Source organism: Burkholderia sp. BCC0398 (assembly GCF_902833245.1).
Taxonomy (GTDB): domain Bacteria; phylum Pseudomonadota; class Gammaproteobacteria; order Burkholderiales; family Burkholderiaceae; genus Burkholderia; species Burkholderia sola.
Genome location: NZ_CADFEM010000011.1, coordinates 57,881 through 81,324, shown reverse-complemented (window position 1 = coordinate 81,324; position 23,444 = coordinate 57,881). Strand labels below are relative to the sequence as shown.

The 23,444-nt window shown below is 68.6% G+C and carries 18 protein-coding genes and 2 pseudogenes; 14 read left to right on the top strand and 6 right to left on the bottom strand.

Annotation, left to right across the window (positions count from 1 at the left end):
- Positions 1-158 precede the first annotated feature (158 nt).
- The gene (locus HWX76_RS23555) at positions 159-1,034 is read left to right on the top strand and encodes a LysR family transcriptional regulator (protein ID WP_027782171.1); all 876 of its coding nucleotides are present in this window, start codon (positions 159-161) and stop codon (positions 1,032-1,034) included.
- 27 nt (positions 1,035-1,061) lie between these two features.
- Here the strand turns inward: HWX76_RS23555 and HWX76_RS23550 are convergent, their stop codons facing one another.
- On the bottom strand, positions 1,062-1,613 hold the full coding sequence (locus HWX76_RS23550) for a hypothetical protein (RefSeq protein WP_124639404.1): 552 nt from the start codon (positions 1,611-1,613) through the stop codon (positions 1,062-1,064).
- Positions 1,614-1,741: 128 nt separating this feature from the next.
- Positions 1,742-2,092 carry a hypothetical protein gene (locus tag HWX76_RS37030; protein WP_050017652.1) on the bottom strand — a complete coding sequence of 117 codons (351 nt, stop codon included), beginning with the start codon at positions 2,090-2,092 and terminating at the stop codon, positions 1,742-1,744.
- 241 nt (positions 2,093-2,333) lie between these two features.
- Here HWX76_RS37030 and HWX76_RS23540 point away from each other — a divergent pair, with 241 nt between their 5' ends.
- The 3 genes from HWX76_RS23540 (at position 2,334) to HWX76_RS23530 (ending at position 5,589) form a co-directional block, all read left to right on the top strand.
- Positions 2,334-3,329 carry a hypothetical protein gene (locus HWX76_RS23540; protein WP_244138004.1) on the top strand — a complete coding sequence of 332 codons (996 nt, stop codon included), beginning with the start codon at positions 2,334-2,336 and terminating at the stop codon, positions 3,327-3,329.
- A gap of 317 nt (positions 3,330-3,646) precedes the next feature.
- Positions 3,647-4,453: an OXA-1043 family class D beta-lactamase gene (gene blaOXA / locus HWX76_RS23535; RefSeq protein WP_124631813.1), complete on the top strand. Its 807-nt coding sequence runs from the start codon at positions 3,647-3,649 to the stop codon at positions 4,451-4,453.
- A complete protein-coding gene (locus tag HWX76_RS23530) occupies positions 4,450-5,589 on the top strand; it encodes an acyltransferase (RefSeq protein ID WP_176016408.1) in 1,140 nt (379 codons plus the stop codon). Before blaOXA ends, HWX76_RS23530 begins: the two co-directional genes overlap by 4 nt.
- A gap of 40 nt (positions 5,590-5,629) precedes the next feature.
- On the opposite strand, the gene HWX76_RS23525 is transcribed toward HWX76_RS23530, so the two are convergent.
- The 3 genes from HWX76_RS23525 to HWX76_RS23515 all read right to left on the bottom strand — a co-directional run bounded on the left by HWX76_RS23525 (position 5,630) and on the right by HWX76_RS23515 (position 9,097).
- The gene (locus HWX76_RS23525; protein WP_050017647.1) at positions 5,630-6,217 is read right to left on the bottom strand and encodes a methyltransferase domain-containing protein; all 588 of its coding nucleotides are present in this window, start codon (positions 6,215-6,217) and stop codon (positions 5,630-5,632) included.
- 420 nt (positions 6,218-6,637) lie between these two features.
- A complete protein-coding gene (gene poxB, locus HWX76_RS23520) occupies positions 6,638-8,359 on the bottom strand; it encodes a ubiquinone-dependent pyruvate dehydrogenase (RefSeq protein WP_176016407.1) in 1,722 nt (573 codons plus the stop codon).
- Positions 8,360-8,569: 210 nt separating this feature from the next.
- The gene (locus tag HWX76_RS23515; RefSeq protein ID WP_050017644.1) at positions 8,570-9,097 is read right to left on the bottom strand and encodes an Lrp/AsnC family transcriptional regulator; all 528 of its coding nucleotides are present in this window, start codon (positions 9,095-9,097) and stop codon (positions 8,570-8,572) included.
- Positions 9,098-9,261: 164 nt separating this feature from the next.
- Here HWX76_RS23515 and mdeB point away from each other — a divergent pair, with 164 nt between their 5' ends.
- The gene (gene mdeB, locus HWX76_RS23510) at positions 9,262-12,009 is read left to right on the top strand and encodes an alpha-ketoglutarate dehydrogenase (protein ID WP_176016406.1); all 2,748 of its coding nucleotides are present in this window, start codon (positions 9,262-9,264) and stop codon (positions 12,007-12,009) included.
- A gap of 461 nt (positions 12,010-12,470) precedes the next feature.
- On the opposite strand, the pseudogene HWX76_RS36780 reads toward mdeB, so the two are convergent.
- Positions 12,471-12,533: pseudogene (locus HWX76_RS36780) on the bottom strand (Lrp/AsnC family transcriptional regulator); the annotation flags it as partial.
- Position 12,534: 1 nt separating this feature from the next.
- Between HWX76_RS36780 and HWX76_RS23505 the strand changes: the two are divergent.
- From HWX76_RS23505 to HWX76_RS23465, 9 genes and pseudogenes are all read left to right on the top strand, one after another.
- Positions 12,535-12,651, top strand: a pseudogene (locus HWX76_RS23505) (aminocyclopropane-1-carboxylate deaminase/D-cysteine desulfhydrase family protein); the annotation flags it as partial.
- Positions 12,652-13,221: 570 nt separating this feature from the next.
- Positions 13,222-14,634: an undecaprenyl-phosphate glucose phosphotransferase gene (locus HWX76_RS23500; RefSeq protein ID WP_050018203.1), complete on the top strand. Its 1,413-nt coding sequence runs from the start codon at positions 13,222-13,224 to the stop codon at positions 14,632-14,634.
- 52 nt (positions 14,635-14,686) lie between these two features.
- On the top strand, positions 14,687-15,853 hold the full coding sequence (locus HWX76_RS23495) for a polysaccharide biosynthesis/export family protein (protein WP_050018202.1): 1,167 nt from the start codon (positions 14,687-14,689) through the stop codon (positions 15,851-15,853).
- Positions 15,850-16,329 (top strand): low molecular weight protein-tyrosine-phosphatase, encoded by a 480-nt coding sequence (locus HWX76_RS23490; protein WP_089488957.1) that lies wholly within the window; start codon positions 15,850-15,852, stop codon positions 16,327-16,329. The genes HWX76_RS23495 and HWX76_RS23490 overlap by 4 nt, the downstream gene beginning before the upstream one ends.
- Positions 16,326-18,620, top strand: a complete 2,295-nt coding sequence (locus HWX76_RS23485) for a polysaccharide biosynthesis tyrosine autokinase (RefSeq protein ID WP_176016405.1) — start codon at positions 16,326-16,328, stop codon at positions 18,618-18,620. Before HWX76_RS23490 ends, HWX76_RS23485 begins: the two co-directional genes overlap by 4 nt.
- Positions 18,617-19,864, top strand: coding sequence for a glycosyltransferase family 4 protein (locus HWX76_RS23480; RefSeq protein WP_176016404.1), 1,248 nt, complete (start codon positions 18,617-18,619; stop codon positions 19,862-19,864). The genes HWX76_RS23485 and HWX76_RS23480 overlap by 4 nt, the downstream gene beginning before the upstream one ends.
- Complete coding sequence (locus tag HWX76_RS23475) at positions 19,861-21,063, top strand: polysaccharide pyruvyl transferase family protein (RefSeq protein ID WP_176016403.1); 1,203 nt, start codon at positions 19,861-19,863, stop codon at positions 21,061-21,063. The genes HWX76_RS23480 and HWX76_RS23475 overlap by 4 nt, the downstream gene beginning before the upstream one ends.
- Positions 21,057-22,349 (top strand): polysaccharide biosynthesis protein, encoded by a 1,293-nt coding sequence (locus HWX76_RS23470; protein WP_124680809.1) that lies wholly within the window; start codon positions 21,057-21,059, stop codon positions 22,347-22,349. Before HWX76_RS23475 ends, HWX76_RS23470 begins: the two co-directional genes overlap by 7 nt.
- Positions 22,339-23,442, top strand: coding sequence for a hypothetical protein (locus tag HWX76_RS23465; RefSeq protein ID WP_050018197.1), 1,104 nt, complete (start codon positions 22,339-22,341; stop codon positions 23,440-23,442). The genes HWX76_RS23470 and HWX76_RS23465 overlap by 11 nt, the downstream gene beginning before the upstream one ends.
- Positions 23,443-23,444: the final 2 nt, after the last annotated feature.

The window sequence follows — 23,444 nt, the reverse complement described above, 5'->3', positions numbered from 1 at the left end:
ATTCACCACGCTTTCCTGTTCAGTCCCGCCCGCCGGATCGTCCGGCCCGATCGCCGCGCCCCCTCGGGCGAAACGCCAGCGTGATCGCACTATGGCAGACACACAGCAACAATAAAAACGCATAATGCTGATCGTTACGTTCAGTTTTCCTGATACCCATGAAGATGCTCGATCACGACGTGCTGGCCACCGTCGTCGCCGTCGCGGAAACCGGCAACATGACCCGCGCGGCCGAGGCCGTGAACCGCTCGCAGTCGGCCGTGAGCATGCAGATCAAGAGCCTGGAAGACGCGATCGGCCGGCCGCTGTTCGTGCGCAAGCCGCGCAGCATCGTGCTGACGCGCGAGGGCGAGGTGTTGCTGGGGTTCGCCAGGCGAATGCTGGCGCTGCGTGACGAGGCATGGGCGGCCGTGGTGCGGCCGGAAGTGACCGGCAAGGTCGTGATCGGCGTGCCGGACGACTATGCGTCGTCGCTGCTGCCGTCGGTGCTGAAGAAATTCTCCGCGACCTACCCGAAGGTCGAGATCCAGGTGATGGGGCTGCCGAGCAGCGCGCTCGCGCCGCTGATCAAGGAGGGCACCGTCGATCTCGTCTGCGGGACGCGCATCAAGGGGCTCACCGGCGACTTCATCCGCCACGAGCCGATGGCGTGGGCCGCGATGACGAACGGGCCGCGCGTCTGGGAGGAGCGGCCGCTGCCGATCGCGGTGTTCATGCCGGGCAGCGTCGCGCGCGAGAACGCGATCCGCAGCCTCGAACGCGCGAAAGTGCCGTACCGGACGTCGTATGAAAGCCCGAGCCTGCTCGGGCTGCTCAGCATGGTCGAGGCCGGCCTCGCGGTCGCGCCGCTCGCCCGCTGCGCGATCCCCGCGCAACTGTCGATGCTCGGCCGCTCGCACGGTCTGCCCGACCTGCCGCCGCTCGAGCTGATTCTCGCGCGCAGCACGAAGTCGAAACGGCCGCCGTGCGACTTCCTCGCCGAACAGTTGATGGAAGACCTGCAGCGGCAGACCGGGCAGACCGGCGACGCGTGAGCCCGTCGGCGGCCGCTCGCCACGAGGTCACCCATGCCAGTCCGCGCGCAACGCCGCATTGACGATGCCGGCGACCGTATCGACGAGCGCTTCCAGCGTGTCGCCATGCACGTACCGCCCGGCCGGCGGAACGTGCTCGCTGCGCCGGCCGCCCCACTGCGAGCCTGACGTGACCGACAGCGTCGCGCTGAACCGCTGGCCGTGCCGTCGGCCGAAGACGCCGATGCGCCGCTCGGCGACGTAAGCCTGTTCGGGAAGAAACAATCGGATCTCGACCGCCGCTTGATCGGGGTCGGCCGCGCACGCGTCCGCATCGAACGCCGGCGCGAATGCCTTGACGATGCGGAACGTCACGTGGGAATCCCACGCGGCAAGCGGCCCGCCGGCCGCATCGACGCGTTCGGCGTCGACCGACCACTGATGGCGATCGGGCACGCGAATCGCCTGGCGCAGCAGCACGTCCGCCGCGCGAACCGTCACCATCAACTGCCGGGCAAGCTGCCTGCCCGACGGCAACGCCGCGGTATGCGCGCGACGGGCAGCCGGGCGCGCAATACGCACTTCTTCCGTAAGGTACATAGGCCCTCCCTGTTCAGGGGTAGCGCCGCGTTCGACGCAGCGCACAAACGTCCGCCGTCGCCAGCCGGCGGACAGCACGGCGGCGGGCGAGTCGGCGGCGGATTAGCCGAGCAATCGCCGTTCCCGATTCAACGGACGGCGGGCCGGACGCATAGTCGACGCGCGACCGGCCCGATCACCGCGTCGACTTGCTGCGCGATCAGCGTGTGCAGCGCGAAATCCAGGTCTTCCGGCGCGATGTCGAACTGCACGTGGATCACGTTGCGCACGGCGCGGGCGCTGACGACGTACACGCCGAGCGGGGAATGCAGCAACGCGGCAAGCCGGGCGTGCGCGGCGTCGACGGAGTCGGCCGTCAGCGTGACGGGCAGTTGCACGCGCGGGCGCGGCGGCGGGGACGGCACGACGTTGGCGGGCGCGCCGGCGCGCAACCGGCGGCCGGTGACATCGAACGTGGGAAAGGGATGAATGAACGTCATGGCGCGGACGGAGGCCGTCTCGGCTGTTCGACACATGCCCAGCTTAGAAGAGGCCGTATCAACGCCGTGCAAAAAAACGGGTCGGTCGTGCAAAAAACGGCATGCATGTGCAGGGATCGCGCCCCGCACGTCGCGCTTGCGCCGTCGGGCAATCCCTTCGACGCCGATCAGCCGTTTGGTGGACTCGGCCCGCCGGGTTCGCGGCGATATGCTGGGTGCTTTCCACTCGTCGCCTGCAGCCATGATCGTCCAGCGCGTCGATCTCAGTCGCGTCCTGCCATACGAGATGCCGTACTTCGACGATCGGCTCACGGTCGATCGCAACGATCTGGATATCGCCGCGCGCCTCGGCCTGGACGGCGACGTGCCGGACGAACTGCCGGTTTCGCTGTGCGGCACACCTGCCGGGTCGGATATTCAGGTGTATCTCGATAGCACGAATCGACTGACATTCTCCGTCACCCATCCGGGACTGATCCGATCGGAGAACCGCGTATCCGTGCTTCAAACCCACGACGCGTCCCTACCCGAACTCGGGGCCGTCGATCTCGCCGATAACGCTGTCGTCGGGCTCGGTGCGGCGATGCCGTGGCGGATCGTCAGGGCGTGCGATAGGTTGAAAATCGCGCGGATCACCGCATTCGCAATAGGCGGCCGTAAAGCGCCACCCGAGCCCGGTGGGCGTCGGCTGTGCGGGTATCACGCGTGGCCACGATTGGGTTTCGATGCGCCCATTCCCGGCCCGCATGGCGACGAGGCCGCATTGTTCCAGTATTTTCAGGGCTATCCGGTCGGACTGGCCGACGGATCGCTTCGGTCTCTGCGTGCGCTTTACGCGACGCGCTCCGGGCGAGACTTCTGGCGCGCGGCCGGATCGCATCGCGTGATGACGTTCAACGTTGTGCCTGATGGCGCGTCCGTCCTGGCGCTGCAACGATACTTGATCGAAAAAGGGATATACGGACGACTCAGAAACACCGTTCAATCGCCGGATTCCGGATCACGAAGCCCACGGCCGGACGCCGTCGCGCGCCGAACGCCAATCGTCCCATTCGCTTCTCGCAGTTCAAGCCACTCATTGCCGGGCTCGTCACGCACGAACGTCGTGATGGACACACGCATGCTTCAAATACGGCTACCGTCGCGCGCGATACCCTGCCGGTTCTCCACTCGCCTGCGCCACCGCAACGAAAAGTCTTCGACGTGGGGCCGATCGACCGATCGAAGAGCACGCTGAGCGTCATCTCGGTAGCCGACGCGGAAGCACGTTGTCGCCGGGAAACGCTCCTGCACTTCGGGTTGGAGCCGGACCAGTAACGCGTCGCAACCACGGGCAGCCCCTGACCGCAGCCGCGGTAACGGCGAAGGCCGCACGCGTGCCCCGTCAACCATGACAGGTCAGCAGCCGGCGATCCGCCGATACACTGTGGCCCATCCCGACGGCTGCAATAGACCTCATCTCCGATGCCGGCCGTCGCTTCGATTGCGCACGGGCCTTCCTCCCGCTTCCCGCCCATCCCGCACACCTTCCGCATGCTTTCCAAGGAGCTGCACTTGAAACACTGGCGCGACACGCTGTTCGTCTTCGCCGGCCTGCTGGCCGCCGCGTCCTCTCACGCCCATCCCGTCTGCACCGTCGTCGCCGACGCGACCACCGGCAAGATGCTCGTGCAGCACGGCGACTGCACGACTCGCGTGACGCCGGCATCGACGTTCAAGGTCGCCATCAGCCTGATGGGCTTCGACGCCGGCGTGCTGAAGGACGCGCACACGCCCACGCTCGACTTCCACGCCGGCTACCCGGACTGGGGCGGCGCGCCGTGGCGCGAACCGACCGACCCGGCGCGCTGGATGAAGCTGTCGATCTTCTGGTATTCGGAGCAGGTCGCGCAGGCGCTCGGGCAAGGACGCTTCCAGCAGTACACGAGCGCATTCGGCTACGGCAACGCCGACGTCACCAGCCAGCAGGGCGAACTCCCCGGCGTGATGGGCGCATGGGTCAATTCGTCGCTACGGATCTCGCCGCTCGAACAGGTCGCGTTCATGCGCAAGATCGCGCAGCGGACGCTGCCCGTCAGCGCACACGCATACGACATGACCGAGCGCATCACGCTGATCGACGCGCAACCGGGCGGCTGGACCGTGCACGGCAAGACCGGCACCGGCTCGCCGGGCTCCCGGTACGATGCTGCGCACGCGTACGGCTGGTTCGTCGGCTGGGCGACGAAAGGGCCGCGCACGCTGGTGTTCGCGAACCTGATCCAGGACGACGAGCGGCAAACGCCGAATGCGGGCCTGCGCTCGCGCGACACGTTCCTCGCGGCGCTGCCGACGCTCGCCGAACCGGCCCGGCCACAATGAGCGCCGGTCCCCGCAATGCCCGCATCGACCTGCTGCGCGGCGTGTCGATCCTGCTCGTCCTGCTGCATCACTTCAACATCGCGTATCCGTTGCGCGACACCGCGCTCGCGCGCGTGCTCGGCTGGGACGCGGTCCATGCGATCGTGCGCAACGGCAACTACGGCGTGACGATGTTCTTCGCGATCTCGGGCTACTTGATCGCGTCCAATGCGCGCCGCCGCTGGGGCAGCCTCGGTGCGCTCGACGTGCGTGCGTTCTACGTGTCGCGCATTGCGCGGATCGTCCCGTGCCTGCTTCTGCTGCTCGCGCTCGTCGACGGCCTCGCGGCGGCCGGCGTGCCGATCTTCACGAACCATGCGCCGCAGGGCATCGCCGTGTCGTACTGGCTCGTGAACCTGGCGTCGCTCACGTTCTGGATGAACGTGTTGATCGGCGCATACGGATGGGTCAACTACGCGCTCGGCGTGTTGTGGTCGCTGTCGGTCGAAGAGGTGTTCTACCTGTCGTTTCCGCTGCTGTGCATCGCGCTGCGTCGCGACACGCGGCTGTTCGCGTTCTGGCTGCTGATTGCCGCGACCGGTCCCGTGTATCGCTACACGCATCCCGGCGACGAAGGCGGCTTCCTGTACGCGTACTTCGCGTGCTTCGACGGCATCGCGATCGGCTGCTGCACCGCGCTGCTCGCCGAACGCGCGCGCTGGCAGGGACTCGCGGCCGCGCCCGTGCAATGGCTCGCGGCAACGGCGATGACGGCGCTCTATCTCGCGTGGCCGATCGCCGAAAGCCACGTGCTCGGCGTATCCGCGATGGCGCTCGGCACGGCCGTGCTGCTGATCGGCGCGCATGCGAAACACGCATCTGCTCACGGCCGCCTGCTCGCGCCGCTGCGCTGGAGCGGTCGGCTCAGCTACGAGCTGTATCTGTTCCATCTGATCGTGCTCGGCGCGCTGCGCACGTTCTGGCCGCCGTCTGCCACGCATGGCGACGACAAGCTCGCGCTGCTGGTCGCCTATCTGGCGCTGTCGGCAGCATTGAGTGCGGTCATCGCACGCGGCTATGCGACGCCGCTCGACCGCTTCATCAAGCGGGTTGCGTCGCGGCCCGCGGTGCACGTGACGGACAGCGCGCGCGTCTAGCGCCTGCGGGGGGCGTCGAGCAAAGCAGAAGCCGGCGCGGTCAGCCGGCGTATGCGGCGGCGCAACGCACGGTCACGATGCGCGCGGGCGGCAGGTTGGCCCAGACGATTCGGCTGTCGCACGCGACGAACGACGAATCGCCCAGCGGGTGACGGCCGGGCGGGCGCAGGTCGTAGGTGAATTGAATCATCACGCCGGCGGCCGACAGCACGCGATGACATTGACCGACGATCGCCGTCACGTCCTCGCGCGGCAGCGTGCGCAGCGGCAGGCACGACACGATCGCGTCGACCGTGGCGTCCGGCGGCAACAACCGTTCGAGCTGTCGCGCGTCGCCCGACACGATCGAGATACCGGGAAAGCGTCGCCGCAGATGCCGCACGAACGCCGGCGAGCGTTCGACCACGACGAGGCGTCGCGGCGCAACGCCGCGTTCGAGCAGCGCCGCGGTGATCGCGCCGGTGCCGCCGCCGAGTTCGACGACGAGCCCGTCGCCGTCCGGCACCGTGTCGGCCATCTCGCGCGCCAGATGCCGCGAACTCGGGCACAACGCGCCCACCGCAGCCGGCCGGCCAACCCACTCGCGCACGAACAGTGCCGAGACACGCCACGCGTTCGGCCACGTCATACGCGGGCCTCGAACGCTTGCGCGCTCAGCGGCGGCGGGCCGACGACTGCGCGGGACAGGGCTACGGCGATACGGGCAAGGTTCATGCGCATCCTCCTGGGGCGAATCGACCCGCCGCAGGACGCGCGACGGTCAATCGATTCTAGGAAACGCAAACTTAAGGTGACGTGAAGATTGACCCTGATTTGCCTGACTAATTCGTGCCGGATCGGCAGCGCCGTCCGGGTCTCCGCGAAATCGTCGACTGTCAGCGCCCGGCGACACAAATGGGGTCGGGACTTCGGCCCGCGATGTCCCTCTCCCGCAAACCACTATCCGCCCGCCGCATGGAGGTTGGCAGCCCAAGCCGTGCGAGAGCCGGCGGCACGGCCCGGGCTGTGAACCGCGCGCCATGCTCGCCACACGGCGCGCGACCGACCTTCACCGCAAGTTGGTTCTCGCCAGTTCGACGATTTCGTCGCCGCGCCCGCTGAGGATCGCGCGCAGCATGAACAGACTGAAGCCCTTCGCATGCGCGAGCTCGATCTTCGGCGGCATCGCGAGTTCGTACTTCGACGTGACGACATCGACCACCGCCGGCCCGTCATGCTCGAACGCCGTGCGCAACGCTTGCTCGACGTTCTCCGAATGCTCGACGCGCACGCTGAAGATACCGGCGCCCTTCGCGATCGCCGCGAAATCGGTCGGGCTCAGGTCGACGTTCGTGTCGAGATAGCCGGCCGCCTTCAGCTCCATCGACACGAAGCCGAGCAGGCTGTTGTTGTACACGACGATCTTGATCGGCAGCTTGAGCTGGCGTGCGGTCAGCAGATCGCCGAGCAGCATCGACAGCCCGCCGTCGCCCGACAGCGACACCACCTGCCGCCCCGGATGCGCGCCCTGCGCGCCGAGCGCCTGCGGCATCGCATTCGCCATCGACCCGTGATTGAACGAGCCGTGCAGTTGCCGCTTGCCGTTCATCGTCAGGTAGCGCGCGGCCCACAGCGTCGGCGTGCCGACGTCGGCCGTGAAGATCGCGTCTTCCGCCGCGACTTCGTCGACGATCTTCGTCAGGTATTGCGGATGGATCGCGCGGCCCGGCGGCTCGGCCACCGCGAGATCGTCGAGCCCCTTGCGCGCGGCCGCGTAGTGCTTCAGCGCGTTCTCGAGGAAGCGCCGCTGGGTCTTGCGCGTCAAGCGCGGCAGCAGCGCCGCGATCGTTTCCTTCACGGTGCCGACGAGCCCGAGCGCGAGCGGCGCGCGATGGCCGAGCTGCGAGCCCTTCCAGTCGATCTGCACGACCTTCGCGTTCGACGGATAGAACGGCCGGTACGGGAAGTCCGTGCCGAGCATCAACAGCGTGTCGCACGATTCCATCGCGTGGTAGCCCGAGCTGAAGCCGATCAGCCCCGTCATCCCGACGTCGAACGGGTTGTCCCATTCGACGAACTGCTTGCCGCGCAGCGCGTGCACGACCGGCGCGCCGAGCGTGTCGGCCAGCGCGACCACCTCGTCGTGCGCGCCCTGCGTGCCGCTGCCGCACAGCAGCGTGACTGCGTCGGACGCGTTGAGCAGTGCCGCGAGCCGGTCGAGATCGGCATCGGCCGGCAGGATCGACGGCGGGGCCGATTCGCTCCACGCCGGCGGCTCTTCCGGGCCGTCGCCGAGCCCGATGTCGCCCGGCAGCACGATCACCGCGACGCCGCGCTCGTCGATCGCCGTGCGCATCGCCCGCGCGAGCACGCGCGGGAACTGCGACGCGTTGGTCACGAGCTCCGCGAAGTGGCTGCATTCGCGGAACAGCTCCTGCGGATGGGTTTCCTGGAAGTAGCCGAGACCGATCTCGGTCGACGGAATGTGCGCGGCGATCGCGAGCACCGGCTGGTGATTGCGGTGGCAGTCGTACAAGCCGTTGATCAGGTGCAGGTTGCCGGGGCCGCAGCTGCCCGCGCACACCGCGAGCCGCCCGGTCGACGCGGCGTCCGCGCCGGCCGCGAACGCGGCGCTTTCCTCGTGCCGCGTATGCATCCAGCGGATCGAGCCGATCTGGCTCAGGCTGAACGACAGGCCGTTCAGGCTGTCGCCCGTCACGCCCCAGATGCGCTCGACGCCCGCTGCCGCCAGCGTCTTCGCCAGGTATTCCGCCATCGTCTGTCTTGCCATGGTGCCCTCGCTCGTTGATGGGTCGTCACACGAATGAACCGACTCCGATGGCCTCCTGTGCCACGGAACGGACGAGCATACGCGATCGTTTCGCGAGGCGTCGTGAACGTGCAACGCACTTGCGCACGTTTCGTTCGATCCCTTTCGGCGGTGTCGGGCGACTGTCGCCGTTTCGTCGGCAAGCCGGCGGTTTCGCCCGCCGACGCACATTCAGCTCCAGTCGGACGCCGACTCGTCCGGATCGACCAGCGTCAGCCCCGCCGCCGGCAGCGGCAGCGCGGTCTTGTAGCGCACCTGCTTCAGCGCGAAGCTCGACCGGATGTTCGACACGCCGGGAATCGTCGTCAGCCGCTCGATGATGAAGCGCTCGAGCGTGCGCATGTCGGGCATCACGACACGCAGCAGGTAATCGGCGTCGCCCGACATCAGGTAGCACTCCATCACCTCGGGCCGCTGCGAGATCGCTTCCTCGAAGCGCTGCAGCGCATCCTCGACCTGCTTCTCGAGGCTGACCTGGATGAACACGTTGATCCGCAGCCCGAGCGGCTCCGGGTCGAGCAGCGTGACCTGCTGCCGGAACAGCCCGAGCTTCTCCAGCGCGCGCACGCGGTTGAAGCAGGGCGTGGCCGACAGGTTCACCGCGCGCGCGAGTTCCGCGTTCGTGATCCGCGCGTTCTGCTGAAGCTGGTTCAGGATGCCGATGTCGATGCGGTCGAGCCGCCGCGGGTTTGCGCTCATGGTCGAAATATTCCGGAAGAGTGGCCATAACCGGAATATTTACACTATCCGCACGAGAAATCCCAATGAAATCAGACGCATATTTTGCAGATCGGCGGGTAGCATGATCCGACCGATTGCCACTGATTGCGCACCGCTTCGAACCGGTGCGCGGGAGACCTGCGATGACGGACCTGTCGAACGGACTCGACGCCACGCGGCGCGCGAACCTCGCGCACGCCGACGCCGACCCGGAAGAAACCGCCGAATGGCTCGAAGCGCTCGACGCGGTTCTCGCGCACGTCGGCAAGGACCGCGCGCAGTTCCTGCTCGACCGGCTCGCCGCCCATGCGCACGCGAGCGGCCTGGCGGCGGCGCGCGGGCCCGTCACGCCGTACCTGAACACGATCGCCGCACACGACCAGCCGCCCTACCCGGGCGATGCCGAGCTCGAAGAGCGGCTGTCCGCCGCGCTGCGCTGGAACGCGCTCGCGATGGTCGTGCGTGCGAACCGCGCGTACGGCGAGCTCGGCGGCCACATCGCGAGCTACGCGTCGGCATCCGACCTGTTCGAAGTCGGCTTCAACCATTTCTTCCGCGCGGCAGCGGCCGACGGCAGCAGCGAACAGGGTGAACACGGTGACCGCGGCACGGGCGGCGACCTCGTCTACTTCCAGCCGCATTCGTCGCCGGGCGTCTATGCGCGCGCGTATCTCGAAGGCTTCCTCGACGACGCGCACCTGAAGCACTACCGCCGCGAGATCGCCGGGCCCGGCCTGTGCTCGTATCCGCACCCGTGGCTGATGCCCGACTTCTGGCAGTTCCCGACCGGCTCGATGGGCATCGGCCCGATCAACGCGATCTACCAGGCGCGCTTCATGCGCTACCTGCAGCATCGCGGCCTCGCGAACACGGCCGCGCGCACGGTGTGGGGCTTCTTCGGCGACGGCGAGATGGACGAGCCCGAATCGCTCGGCGCGCTGTCGCTCGCCGCGCGCGAGGGGCTCGACAACCTCGTGTTCGTGATCAACTGCAACCTGCAGCGGCTCGACGGCCCGGTGCGTGGCAACGGCCGCGTGATCGACGAGCTCGAGGCGCTGTTCGCCGGTGCCGGCTGGAACGTGATCAAGGTGTTGTGGGGATCCGACTGGGATCCGCTGTTCGCGCGCGACCATGCGGGCGCGCTCGCCCGCGCGTTCGCCGACACCGTCGACGGCCAGTTCCAGACCTTCTCCGCGAACGACGGCGCGTACAACCGCGCGCGCTTCTTCAGCCGCGACCCGGCGCTCGACGCCCTCGCCGCGCAGCTCACCGACGCGGAAATCGATCGCCTGCGCCGCGGCGGCCACGATGCACGCAAGCTGCACGCCGCGTATGCGCGCGCACTCGCGCATCGCGGCCAGCCGACCGTGATCCTCGCGAAGACGATGAAGGGCTACGGAATGGGCTCGGCCGGCCAGGGCCGGATGACGACCCACCAGCAGAAGAAGCTCGACGTCGACGACCTGAAGGCGTTCCGCGACCGCTTCCGGCTGCCGCTGTCGGATCTCGACGTCGAGCAGCTCACGTTCTACAAACCCGCCGAAGACAGCCCCGAGATGCGCTACCTGCACGCTCGCCGGGCTGCCCTGGGCGGCTATCTGCCCAGAAGGCGGATGGTGGCGTCGGAGGGGCTCACCGTCCCGCCGACACCGGCCTGGGGTGCGTTCGCGCTGGATGCGGCGGGCCGCGAGATGTCGACGACGATGGCGCTCGTGCGCATGCTGGCCGCGCTGCTGAAGGATCCGGCGCTTGGCCCGCGCGTCGTGCCGATCGTCGCGGACGAAGCGCGCACGTTCGGCATGGCGAACCTGTTCCGGCAGGTCGGCATCTACTCGCCGCTCGGGCAGCGCTACGAACCGGAGGATCTCGGCTCGATGCTCTACTACCGCGAGGACACGCGCGGGCAGATCCTCGAGGAAGGCATCTCGGAGGCCGGCGCGGTGTCGTCGTGGATCGCCGCGGCGACCGCGTACAGCGTGCACGACCTGCCGATGCTGCCGTTCTACATCTACTACTCGATGTTCGGGTTCCAGCGCATCGGCGACCTGATCTGGGCCGCCGCCGACCAGCGCTCGCGCGGCTTCCTCGTCGGCGCGACATCGGGCCGCACGACGCTCGGCGGCGAGGGGCTGCAGCACCAGGACGGCAGCAGCCATCTTGCGGCGTCCACGATCCCGAACTGCCGCGCGTACGATCCGGCGTTCGCGTACGAAGTCGCGACGATCGTCGATGCCGGCATGCGCGAGATGGTCGAGCAACAGCGCGACGTGTTCTATTACGTGACGGTGATGAACGAGAACTACGCGCAGCCGTCGATGCCCGACGACGATCCGGCCACGCGACGCGCAGGCATCCTGAAGGGCATGCACCGGCTGCCGTCCGGTTCGAACGCAACGGCGCACGTGCAGTTGCTCGGCGCGGGCGCGATCCTCGGCGAAGTGCTCGCCGCGCAGCGGATGCTGAAGGACGACTGGGGTATCGATGCCGCCGTGTGGAGCGTCACGAGTTTCAGCGAACTGCAACGCGACGGAATGGAAGCCGAACGGCTGTCGCGACTCGGCGACACGGCGGCCGAGCCTTATGTCACGCAGCAGCTTGCCGCGACGCAAGGCCCCGTGATCGCGGCGACCGACTACGTGCGCGCGGTGCCCGAGCTGATCCGTGCATACGTGCCGCGCCGCTACGTGACGCTCGGCACCGACGGGTTCGGCCGCAGCGATACGCGCGAGGCGCTGCGCGCGTTCTTCGAAGTCGATCGAGCGAGCATCGTGCTCGCCGCGTTGAAGGCGCTGGCGGATGACGGTGAACTCGATGAGGCAATGCTGCACACGGCGCGCGAACGGCTCGGAAAAACGGTGCGGCAGCCCGGCGGAGCGCCGTGGCAACGCTGAGCGCACACGCAATGTTGTCGAGCGCTTTTTCAACCGTCTCAAGAATTTTCGTCGAGTCTCCACTCGACACATTTCCCGCAAGATAGTCGCGGAACACGAGCACACAATTTGAGATGATGGGCGCGCTAAAGACGCTAGGTCCGGATGCGACGGTCTCGGAATTGCTTGGTGCGACCACAAAACTCGTGATGTTGATAGCCTTCGCTACGCTGTGGGGCAATAACACAAGACTGCGAAAGCTACTCGAACAAAACGGCATCGACCCGACACGGCGCAAGCGGTAGCGCGTCGACTTGTCACGGCGACGAGCGAGGCTATGCCTTTACCGCCGTGTTCGAACGCGTGGAGGTTGGCCGTGGTCGTGCGGCGCAACAGGTGCGACTCCGTGTGCCGATCGTGCTCACTTCGTTTTGCCCGCACGCCGCCAACACAGCATGCGCGGTCAGCCGCATCACGATGCGCTACACCGGCAGCGCATGCGTCGAAAGAATCTCCTTGAGTACCATGAACGAGCGCACCTGTCGCGACAAGGTCCGGCTCGGCGAATTCGAGCCGGGGTCGAAGGTGCTGTATGCGCATCTCGGCGGCGTGCCGGCGTTGAGCGCGTATAGCGAGATTTTCCGGAACGGGCGACCGGATTGACATGAAACGCCGGCGTGCCACGAGTCGCGCGCCGGCGCGTTGATCACGGCAATCGCCCCGCTCACCGTTGCTGCGGCTCCCTCTACGCGCCCGCCGTCCCGCACGCCATTTCTTCGGCTGCCACAATCCCGCCCTTCTTCGCCCGCCGCGCTCCGCTTGTTGCGATCCGTCCACCTCGACGACCCGGCATCGCACGTCTTTCTAAAGTCAAGTCCGACTCCGTCATTCGTTCATTCGGACAGAAATTCCACTGATTCGTACTCGTACTAATCCATTCCCCTGGAATTTAGTAGGCGTTCTATATAAATCAGGCCCCTGCTTCCTGAAAATTGACCCCATCGAGTCGGCCGCAACGTTTCGCAAGCATTCGCCCTTCATGGCGCCAAGCTCGAAAAGATCCGTCGCAACTCATCAGGCCGACCGGCACCACCGCAGCAGCGCCTCCTTCCCCGATGCATTTCCCATGCAGTGGAAACAGCGGTCACGCTCCGCTCCGGCCGAGCGTGCGATATCGCGTCGCAATCGGGACAACGGGCGTCCATCTCAATCAGAACGGCAGCAGGAGGGTATATGGATACTTCATTCGAACCACGGCACGCACATGCAGCGCGTGCCGCAGGCGGCCTGATCGCGCGCATTGCCGACGTCGCACTGATTTCGTTCGGCGCGCTGGCCGCCGCGCTCGTGTTGCCTGGCACGGACGTCGACCGTTCGTCCGAACTGGCCGCCGTCGCCTGCGCGGCGACCTTCGCGCTGATGCTGTTTCCCGCACTCCGCCTCTACCACGCACCGGCCCGCCCCGCCAGGCACCGCACCGCACTGCTCATCGCGTTCGCGTGGCTGATCGCGCAGGCCGGCGCGGCGCTCGTGATGCGGGTGCTCGCGCCGACCCTCGCCATTCCGCTGCCCTGGTACCTGCTCTGGACCGCAACGAGCGGCATCGCGCTCGTCGCGTCGCGCGTCGTCGCCGGCACGACGCTCGAACGGATCGGCCGCCCGCAGGAAAGTGATCGCCTCGTCGCGATCGTCGGCTCCGGCGCCCATCGCGACGCCGTGCTCGACCGCATCGCCAGTGTGCCGTCGGCCGGATTCCGCGCGGCGGCGATGTTCGATATCGCCCGCGCCGATACGACGAGCCCGGGCGGCATGCCGCGCTTCCGTGATCTCGATACGTTCGCACAGCATGTCCGCACGCACGCGATTCCCGAAGTCTGGCTCGCGCTGCCGATCGGCGAGGCGCGCATCGTGATGGCCGTGCTCGATGCATTCCGCGACGATCTCGTCAACATCCGCTTCATGCCGGACGTCAGCAAGCTCGCGATGTTCGACGGCGAAATGATCGACCTCGTCGGTGCACCGGCGATCAACCTGGTCGCGTCGCCGCTGTCGTCGCGCGCGCTGCTGCACAAGGCGATCTTCGATCGCGTGTTCGCGGCCATCGTCCTCGTCGGCATGGCGCCGCTGCTGCTCGCGATCGCGGCAGCAGTCCGGCTGTCGTCGCACGGCCCCGTCCTGTTCCGCCAGCAACGCAAGGGCGCGGACGGCCAGGCGTTCACGATCTTCAAGTTCCGCACGATGCGGCTGCACGACACGGGCAGTGAAGTGCACCAGGCGACGCGCGACGATCCGCGCATCACACGGGTCGGCGCGTTCCTGCGCCGCACGAGCCTCGACGAGCTGCCGCAGTTCCTCAACGTGCTGCGCGGCGAGATGTCGGTCGTCGGCCCGCGCCCGCACGCGCTCGAGCACGACGACCTCTACCGGAAGATCGTCGACGGCTATATCCACCGCTACCGCGTCAAGCCGGGCATCACCGGGTGGGCGCAGATCAACGGCCTGCGCGGCGAGACCGATCGCGTGGAAAAGATGCAGCGCCGCGTCGAAGCCGATCTCCACTACCTGCGCAACTGGTCGTTCGCCCTCGACATGCGCATCGTCCTGGCCACCGCCCTGCGCGGCTGGTCCCACCGCAACGCGTACTGATACGCACGCGGCACCGCCACCGCGCGTCGCCGCATCACGATAAGGATGACTGATGACTTCCGCCACGATCGAGCGGGCCGGATCCGCACGTCCCTACCGCATGCGCACGCTGCTGGCCGCAGCGGTCAGCGTCGCGCTCTCGGCCTGTGCATTCTCACCCGGCATGCAGATGAGCGCACCGCCCCCCGCCGCCGACGGCCAGCCTGCCGGACACGCGAACACCGGCGGGAGCGTTCCGTTCCGGATCACGACGATCGACGCCAGCCTGATTCGCCAACTCGACGCACAGGCCGCGCAGCAACAGCACCTGCCATCCGACCGGCTGGCGGCCGCGCCCGGCGCTTATCGCCTCGGCCCCGGCGACGTGCTGCAGATCACCGTCTGGGATCACCCCGAACTCGCCGCCGCGCAAGGCGCCGCGCAGCAGAACGCGCCGCGCGCGGCCGACCCGGTCGCGGGCTTCGTCGTCGATTCGCACGGCAACCTGGCGTTCCCGTTCGCCGGCAGCGTGCCGGTCGCGGGTCTCACGGCCGACGCCGCGCAGGCACGCATCGCCGCCGCGCTGTCGCGCGTCTATCGCAATCCGCAAGTCACGCTGCGCGTTGCGTCGTTCCGCTCGCAGCAGGTCTATATCGACGGCGAAGTCCGCACGCCGGGTGCGCAGCCCGTCAACGACGTGCCGATGACGCTCTACGAAGCGCTCGGCCGCGCGGGCGGGCTCGGCACGGCCGCCGACCAGAGCCGCATGACGCTCGTGCGCGACGGCGTGTCCTATCCGCTCGACCTGACGCGCATGCTGCGCGACGGCCGCAATCCCGCCGACGTCGTGCTGGCCGCCGGCGACCTGCTGCACGTGCCGGCACGCAGCGACTACGGCGTGTACGTGATGGGCGAAGTGAACAAGCCGTCGCTCGCGGTACCGCTGCGCGACGGCCGGCTGACGCTGTCCGACGCGCTGTCGCAGGCCGGCAGCGTGAACGCCAATACCGCCGATGCCGCGCAGATGTTCGTGATCCGCGGCTCGCAGACGAGCGATCCGCAGGTGTTCCACCTCGACGCGCGCTCCCCCGTGTCGATGGTGCTCGCCAACGAGTTCGCGCTGCAGCCGAAGGACATCGTCTACGTCGACGGCAACGGCCTGGTGCGCTTCAGCCGCGTGCTGAGCCTGCTGCTGCCCGGCGTCAGCACCAGCGCCGCCGCGGCGCTCGCCGTCAAATGAGCGCCATCGCCACGCTGCTCGTCGTGTGCGTCGGCAACGTCTGCCGCAGCCCGATGGCGCAGGCGCTGCTCGGCGCGCGCCTGCCCGGCGTCGACGTGCAGTCGGCCGGGATCGGCGCGCTCGACGGCCAGCCGGCCGACCCGCACGCCATCGACCTGATGCGCGCGCGCGGCCTCGACCTCGCCACGCACCGCGCGCGCCAGGTGTCGTCACGGCACGCCGCACGCGCCGACCTGATCCTGACGATGGACCTGGAGCAGAAGCGCTGGCTCGAGCGCCGCCACCCGTTCCTGTGCGGCCGCGTGTTCCGCCTCGGCGGCACCGGTCAGGGCTTCGACGTGCCCGACCCGTATCTCGGCCCGCGCGCGTCGTTCGAACACAGCCTGCGGCTCATCGAGCGCGGTGTCGACGCGTGGTGCGCGCGCATCGCGCCGGCCGCCTCCCCCTCCACCCCGCTTTCCGGACCGAATCGATGACCTCTCCTGTTTCCCGCGAGCGATCGCACGATCGCGGCGCCGAGCTCGACCTCGCCGGCGTCGTCGACGTGCTCGTGTCCCAACGCTGGCTGATCGCGCTGGCAACCGCCGCCTGCGTCGGCGCCGGCACGCTGTACGCATTTCTCGCCCCGCCGCAATACCAGGCCGACATCCTGCTCCAGGTCGAGGACAGCGGCGACCCAGCCGCCGCGAACAGCATGCTCGGCGACGTGTCGTCGCTGTTCGACATCAAGTCGAGCGCCGCGGCCGAAGCGCAGATTCTCGCGTCGCGGCTCGTCGTCACGCGTGCCGTCGACGAGCTGCGCAGCTACATCGTCGTGCAGCCGAAGCGCTTTCCGCTGGTCGGCGATTTCGTGTCGCGTTTCAACACCGGCCTCGCGCACCCCGGCCTCCTCGGGTTCGGCGGTTATGCGTGGGGCGAGGAAGCGATCGCGGTCGCGCGCTTCGACGTGCCCCGGCCGCTCGAAGGCGAGCGCTTCGAGCTGACGCTGCTCGACGGCCAGCGCTACCGGCTGACCGGGCCCGCGCTGCCGTCGGCCGTCACCGGCCGCATCGGGCACGTGGAAACCTTCCCGACCGCGAGCGGCCCGATCGCGATCGACGTCGCGCGCGTCGATGCGAACCCGGCCACCCGCTTCACGCTCGTGCGCGAATCGCGCGCCGAGACGATCGACACGCTGCGGCGCGGCCTCGACGTCCAGGAAAAGATCAAGCAGTCGGGCGTGATCGTCGCGACGCTGCGCGGCCCCGATCCGCAACGGATCCAGGCGCAGCTTCAGGCAGTCGCGAACCACTACGTGCGCCAGCACATCGAGCGCAAGTCCGCCGACGCGGCGCAATCGCTCGCGTTCCTCAACGCGCAGCTGCCGGTACTCAAGCGCCAGTTGCAGGACGCCGAGCAGCGCTACACCGACATGCGCAACGCGAACGGCACGATCGACCTGACCGAGGAAGCGAAGCTGATCCTGCAGCAGACGGCCGACGCGACCACGCGCCGCCTCGAGCTGCAGCAAAAGCGCGACGAGATGGCCGCGCGCTTCGCGCCGGGCCACCCCGACATGGTCGCGCTCGACGCGCAGATCGCCACGCTCGGCCGCGAGCAGCGCGGCTTCGAGCATCAGGTGCGACGGCTGCCCGACCTGCAGCAGAACGCCGTGCGGCTGATGCTCGACGTGAAGGTCGACACCGATCTCTATACGGCGCTGCTCGCGAACACGCAGCAGCTCGAGCTGGTCAAGGCCGGCAAGACCGGCAGCGTGCGGCTCGTCGATACGGCGATCGTGCCCGAGGATCCCGTACGCCCGAAGCGGCCCGTCGTGATCGCGGCGGCCGCGCTGATCGGGCTCGCACTCGGCATCGCGCTCGCCTTTGCGCGCGACTTCCTGTTCGGCGGCGTCCGCCACGCGGACGAGATCGAGCGTCATCTCGACATCGACGTCTACGCGACGATTCCCGATTCGGCGGCCCAGCGGCAGATGGCGCGGCGCATCGCGCAGCACGCGCCGGGGCCGAACCTGCTGAGCGCGCGGCACCCGCACGATCCGGCCGTGGAAAGCCTGCGGAGCCTGCGCACCGCGCTGCGCTTCGCGATGCAGGGCGCACGCAACAATGTACTGCTGCTGACCGGCCCGGCGCCGGGTGCGGGCAAGTCGTTCGTCGCGGCGAATTTCGCGGCGCTGCTCGCGGCCAACGGCGAGCGCGTGCTGCTCGTCGACGGCGACCTGCGCAAGGGTCATCTGCACGAATCGCTCGGTGTCCCGCGCGAGCGCGGCTTCGCCGAGCTGCTGTCGGGCACGGCCGCGCCGGCCGACGTGACCTGCCGCGACGTGGTGCCGCGCCTCGATTTCATCCCGACCGGCGCGGTGCCCGAGTATCCGTCCGAGCTGCTTGCCGACGAACGCGTCGCCGCGCTGCTCGACGTGCTGTCGGCCTGCTACGACGTCGTCGTGATCGATGCGGCGCCGATTCTCGCGGTGACCGACGCGGTCACGCTCGGCCGCCATGCCGGCACCGTGCTGCTCACGGCGCGTGCCGCCACGACACGCGTCGCCGAACTGGACGAAGCCATGCGGCGCCTCGCGCACAACGGTATCGCCGCGAGCGGCGTGCTGCTCAACGGCGTCGATCCGCACGTCGGCCGGTACGGCTCGCGCTACGGCGCCTATCGCTATACGCAGTACCGTTACGCACCGCCGCGTTGCGGCCTGGCATCGTCGATCGGCCGCACGCTGCGCGCGCTCGTGTCCCGCCGCCGGGGAGAGCCGCGATGAGCGATACCCGTCACCTCGAACGCGTCGCGATACGCGATGCCGCGCCGGCGGACGCTTCCGCCACGACCGAATTGGGCTCCCGGCAAGCCCCGGCCCGCGCGGCGCGCCTGCGGATCGCGCTCGTCGTCGAAGCCGCGGGCGGCGGCGTGGCCGTCCATCTCGCCGACCTGATCGACGGACTCGCCGCAATCGACGGCATCGAACTGCACCTGATCGTGCCGCACGGCCCGCGTTTCGACACAACGATCCTCGATGCGCGCGTGCTGTCACGCTGTGCAAGCGTGCATGCGGTGCCGATGCAGCGCGCGGTCGGCTGGCGCGACGCGCTCGCGGTCGCCCACGTCTATCGCCACCTGCTGCGCATCCGTCCCGACATCGTGCACAGCCACAGCTCGAAAGCCGGCGCGATCGCACGCCTGTGCCCGGGGCCATGGCGGCAGGTGTACACGCCGCACGCGGTCTATACGCTGAACCCGACGCTGGGTAACCGCCAGCGCCGGTTCTACGGCACCATCGAGCGGCTGCTCGGCCGCCTGTGCACGCACCGGATCGTCGCCGTCTCGCGCGACGAGGCGCAACACCTGAACGAAGCGCTCGGCATTCCGGCCGCGCGCATCGACACGATCGTCAACGGCGTCCAACCGCCCGCCCTGATGCCGCGCGAGGCGGCACGACACGCACTCGGCGTCGCGCGCGACGCCCTCGTCGTCGGTTTCGTCGGGCGCTTCGATCATCAGAAAGGCATCGACCGTCTCGTGCGGATCGCGCGCGGCGTGTATCGCCAATGCGGCCGCACCGTGCAGATCGTCGCGATCGGGTCCGGCGACTTCGTCACGGCGGCCGGCAACGAGGCCGACGATCTTCCGCCGAATCTTCACGTCGTCGGCCGCGTGAACCACGCGAGCCGCTATTTCTCCGCGTTCGACCTGTTCGCGTTGCCGAGCCGCTACGAAGGCTTTCCCTACGTGTGTCTCGAAGCGATGGCCGCGCATGTGCCGATCGTCGCCACGCGGGTATCCGGCGCGACCGAGCTGATCGACACGCATGGCATCGGCGTCGTGGTGCCGAACGAAGACGACACGACGCGCTTCGCCCGCGCGATCGTCGCGCTTGCCAACGATCCGGCCGCACGCGACGCGATGCGAGCGAACTGCGCGGCGGCCCTCGGTCAATTCTCGGCCGAGACGATGGTCGCGCACACGCTCGACCTCTATCACACCCTTTCCAGACGAGGCCCGGCATGACGCCCCCCATTCACGTCGCGCTGCTGCACGCGTACAGCGCCCGCAATTCCGGTGACGGCCTGCTGGTCGACCTGTCCGTCGGCCTGCTCCGGGAGGCCTTCGGCGATGCCGTCCGCGTGTCGATCGTCGCGGCCGATCCGGCTTCATTTCCGGCGTACGACGACGTATGCGCGGCGCCCGTGCTCGCGGAGCGCGGCACGAACCGGCTGATCGGCGCCGCCACCGCCGCGCTGCCCGTTCGAATCAACGGCAGGTTGAAAGCACTGCGCCGCCTGCTCGACGAAGTCGACCTGATCGTCGGCGTCGGTGGCGGCTATCTGCGCGCGCGCACGGCCATCGAAGCGCTCAAGCTCGAAGCCGGCCACCTGCTGCAAATGCGGGTTGCGCTTGCCTCCGGCAAGCCCGCCGTCTATCTGCCGCAAAGCATCGGCCCGGTGCTGTCCTCACGCGCCGTCGCCATGCATCTGCAGTCGCTGCTCGGCGCGTTCGATTCGGTGTTCGTGCGCGACGACCGCTCCGCCGCCTTCCTCGCCGCGAATCCGAATACGCGGCGCGTGCCGGATCTCGCGGTGCTCGACTTCGGGTATCGCAGCGAGACCATCCTTCGGCAAACCCCGCCGAACAGCGACACCGCGCGCCATGTTGCATTCGTGCTGCGCCGCGCACCCGCGTGGAGCGCGAAACGACGCGCGCGCTACGACGCATCGATCGCGCGGCTGATCGAGCAGGTGCGCGCAATGTGCCGGGTCAGCTTTGCCGTGCAAAGCACGGGGCGCGGCAACGACGATCCCGCGTACTACCGCAGCCTCGGCATCCGGGAACCGCTGACGCCGCTCAAGACGCTCCTCGAAACCGACCGGCCGGACGTCACGGTATCGGTTCGCCTGCACGGCGCGCTGGAATCGATCCTGCACGGCGTACCCGCCTTCCACGTCAGCTACGAGCGCAAGGGCTTCGGTGCGTATGCGGACATGAAGCTCGACGACTGGGTCGTCAACGGCGCGGATTTCGATCCGGCACGCGTCTGCCGGACGATCCTCGCACCTGGCGCAGCTGCGGCGTTCCGGAACGCCGCGCAGGGCGGCTTTGCGAGCATCCGTGCCGCACGCGCACGCGTGATCGACGCACTGCGTGCGGCCCGTCGTGCGGATTCCGACATCGAAACAAAAGTCGAAGCCGACGAGGCCATGCCATGCTGACGCGCCTGCTCCTGCGCAGCCTGGCGCTCGGCCTGAAATTCACGCTCGCGATCATCGTCGCGCGTACGCTCGGCTTCGACGCGGTCGCCGCGTACGGGCTCGCGGTCGCCGCCGCCGTGATCGCATCGAAACTGCTCGGCCTCGGCTTCAGTCCCGAACTCAACCGGCGGCTCAGCGAACCCGATCCGCTGCCCGCGTTCGGCGCGATGCGCACCCTCTGCGTCGCGTACGGCGGCCTCTACTTGACGCTCGTCGCGACGCTCGCCGTGGCGACCGCCAACGGTGACGCGGCCCTGCTCGCCCGCGTCGGCCTGTCGACGCGGCTCGCGTGGTGCGTGCTGCTCGTCGCGCTCTCCGAGCATGCGGCATTCGAGGCGAACGGCTGGCTGTTCTCGCTGCATCGACCTCGCGCCGGCTCGCTGCTGCTGTTCGTCCGCACCGGCGCATGGGCCGGCGTCGCGGGAGCGGGGTTGCTCGTCGGCGCCCTGCATTCGATCGAATCGGTTTTCGCGCTGTGGTTCGCGGCCAATACGTGCGTCGTCGTGCTTTCGTGGCGGCGTATCGGCGCGGTTGCACGCCAGGCGCACGACCGCCCGCAGGCGGCGCGCGCACCGGCCGTGCGCGAGCGCGGTGTCCTGTCGATCTGGCGGCACGGGTTGCCGTTCTACGTGGCCGGCATCGTCCTCGCGTCATTGCAATACGCGGAGCGGTTCATCGGCGGTGGCCACCTGAGCGCCGATGCGCTCGGCCGGTACGTATTCGCGTGGTCGATCGCCAACGCGATCCAGGCGCTCGCCTTCTCGACCGTCGTCGTGACGGCCGGCCCGCGCTTCGTGCGCGTGCTGTCCGACGCACCGGGCACGTTCCCCCGGCTCGCCGTGCGCGCGACGGTGGCCAGCGTGGCCGTCACCTCGATCGCGGGGGCCGCGGTCCTTGCGCTGCATCGCGACCTGTTCGCGTTTGCGCACGAGCCCGCGGGCACCGGGCAGGTCGCATTGCTCGCCACACTGCTCGTGTCGTTCGTGCTGCGCGGCGCGGCGGACGTGCTGTGGACGGCCGCGATCGCGCTGCGTGCCGGCTGCGCCGCGATGTTGTCGATGATCGCGCTCGCGCTGACGTACCTGCCGCTCGCATGGAGCCTGATCGTTCACGCTGGTGCGATGGGGGCGGCCATCGCCCATCTGGCGGCAAGCGCCGGCATCGTCGCCACGCTGGCGCTGATCGTCGCGCGCACCGGCCGGTCCCGTGCGGCCGCACGCACGGAGGCCGCCCCGCATGCTGCGTAACCTGATTGCCGGTGGCCCGGCACTGAGCCGCGGCGTGACGCGCGCCGTCGGCGCGATGATCGTATTCGTCTACTGGATCGTCTACGCAAAGGCCGGCACGTTCCTGCCCGAGTTCGTGTTCCGCGACGCGGAGAAGATCCAGAGCCAGATCGGCGGCGGCAGCACCTACGAGGGCACGTCGTTCGATGCGGTCGCGAAGTTCTATGCGCTGCTCGGCCCGGCCGGCACGTCGCTGTTCGTTGCCGCGATCGGCACGGCGTTCATCTGGCGGATCGTCGGCGAAGGCCGCCGCGTCGGGTCGCTGGCCGCGACCGTCGTACTGCTGGCGCCGTGTGTGTTCTTCAACCTGTTCGTCGCAAGCAAGGACACGCTCGTCGTGCTGATCGCGCTCGTGCTGGCCAGCATCGCGCGGCGTCGCCCGGCCGCCTGGACCTTCGTGGCCGTCGTTGCGCTCTACGCCGGCTACGCGGCCGTCGTGCGCAGCTACTTCGCGCTGATTCTCGCGGTCGCGCTGGCCGCGCTCCTGTTCCGGCACCTGTCATGGCGCGGCAAGACCTTGCTGCTCGGCACTGCCGCGATCGCGCTGTTCCTGCTGCCGCCGGACGTGTACTACCTGCTCCAGCATCCCCGCGACATGGCAGCCGACTATCTCGCCTACGGTTCGCCGTTCGGCGCGCGCACGAGTTTCTACAACCCGGTCGCGCCCGATTCGTTCGTCGCCTTTTGCGCGAACTATGCGTACGCGGTGCTGCGGTTGAATCTGCCGCTGCTGTTCGACGTGGGCCCCAAGGAAGTCGCGATGCAGCTGTTCGTGTGGATCGCGCTGGCCGCCGTGTGGCGTCGTGCACGGCATCGCACACATCCGGCCCGCGACCTGCTCGCCTGCGTCGTCATCGGTCACGTCGCCGTATCGATGCTGTTCGAACCCGATCTCGGCAGCTATACACGCCACCTGTCCAGCGTCGCCTTGCTGTGCGCGCTTCAGTTCGCGGGATTCGAACCGCGTGCCGGTCGACGCCGGCCAAAGCGCGATGCCGCGACGAACGGCACGCCGACTCCCGCCCGCCTGCCGCACAAGGACATCACCCGCTAAAC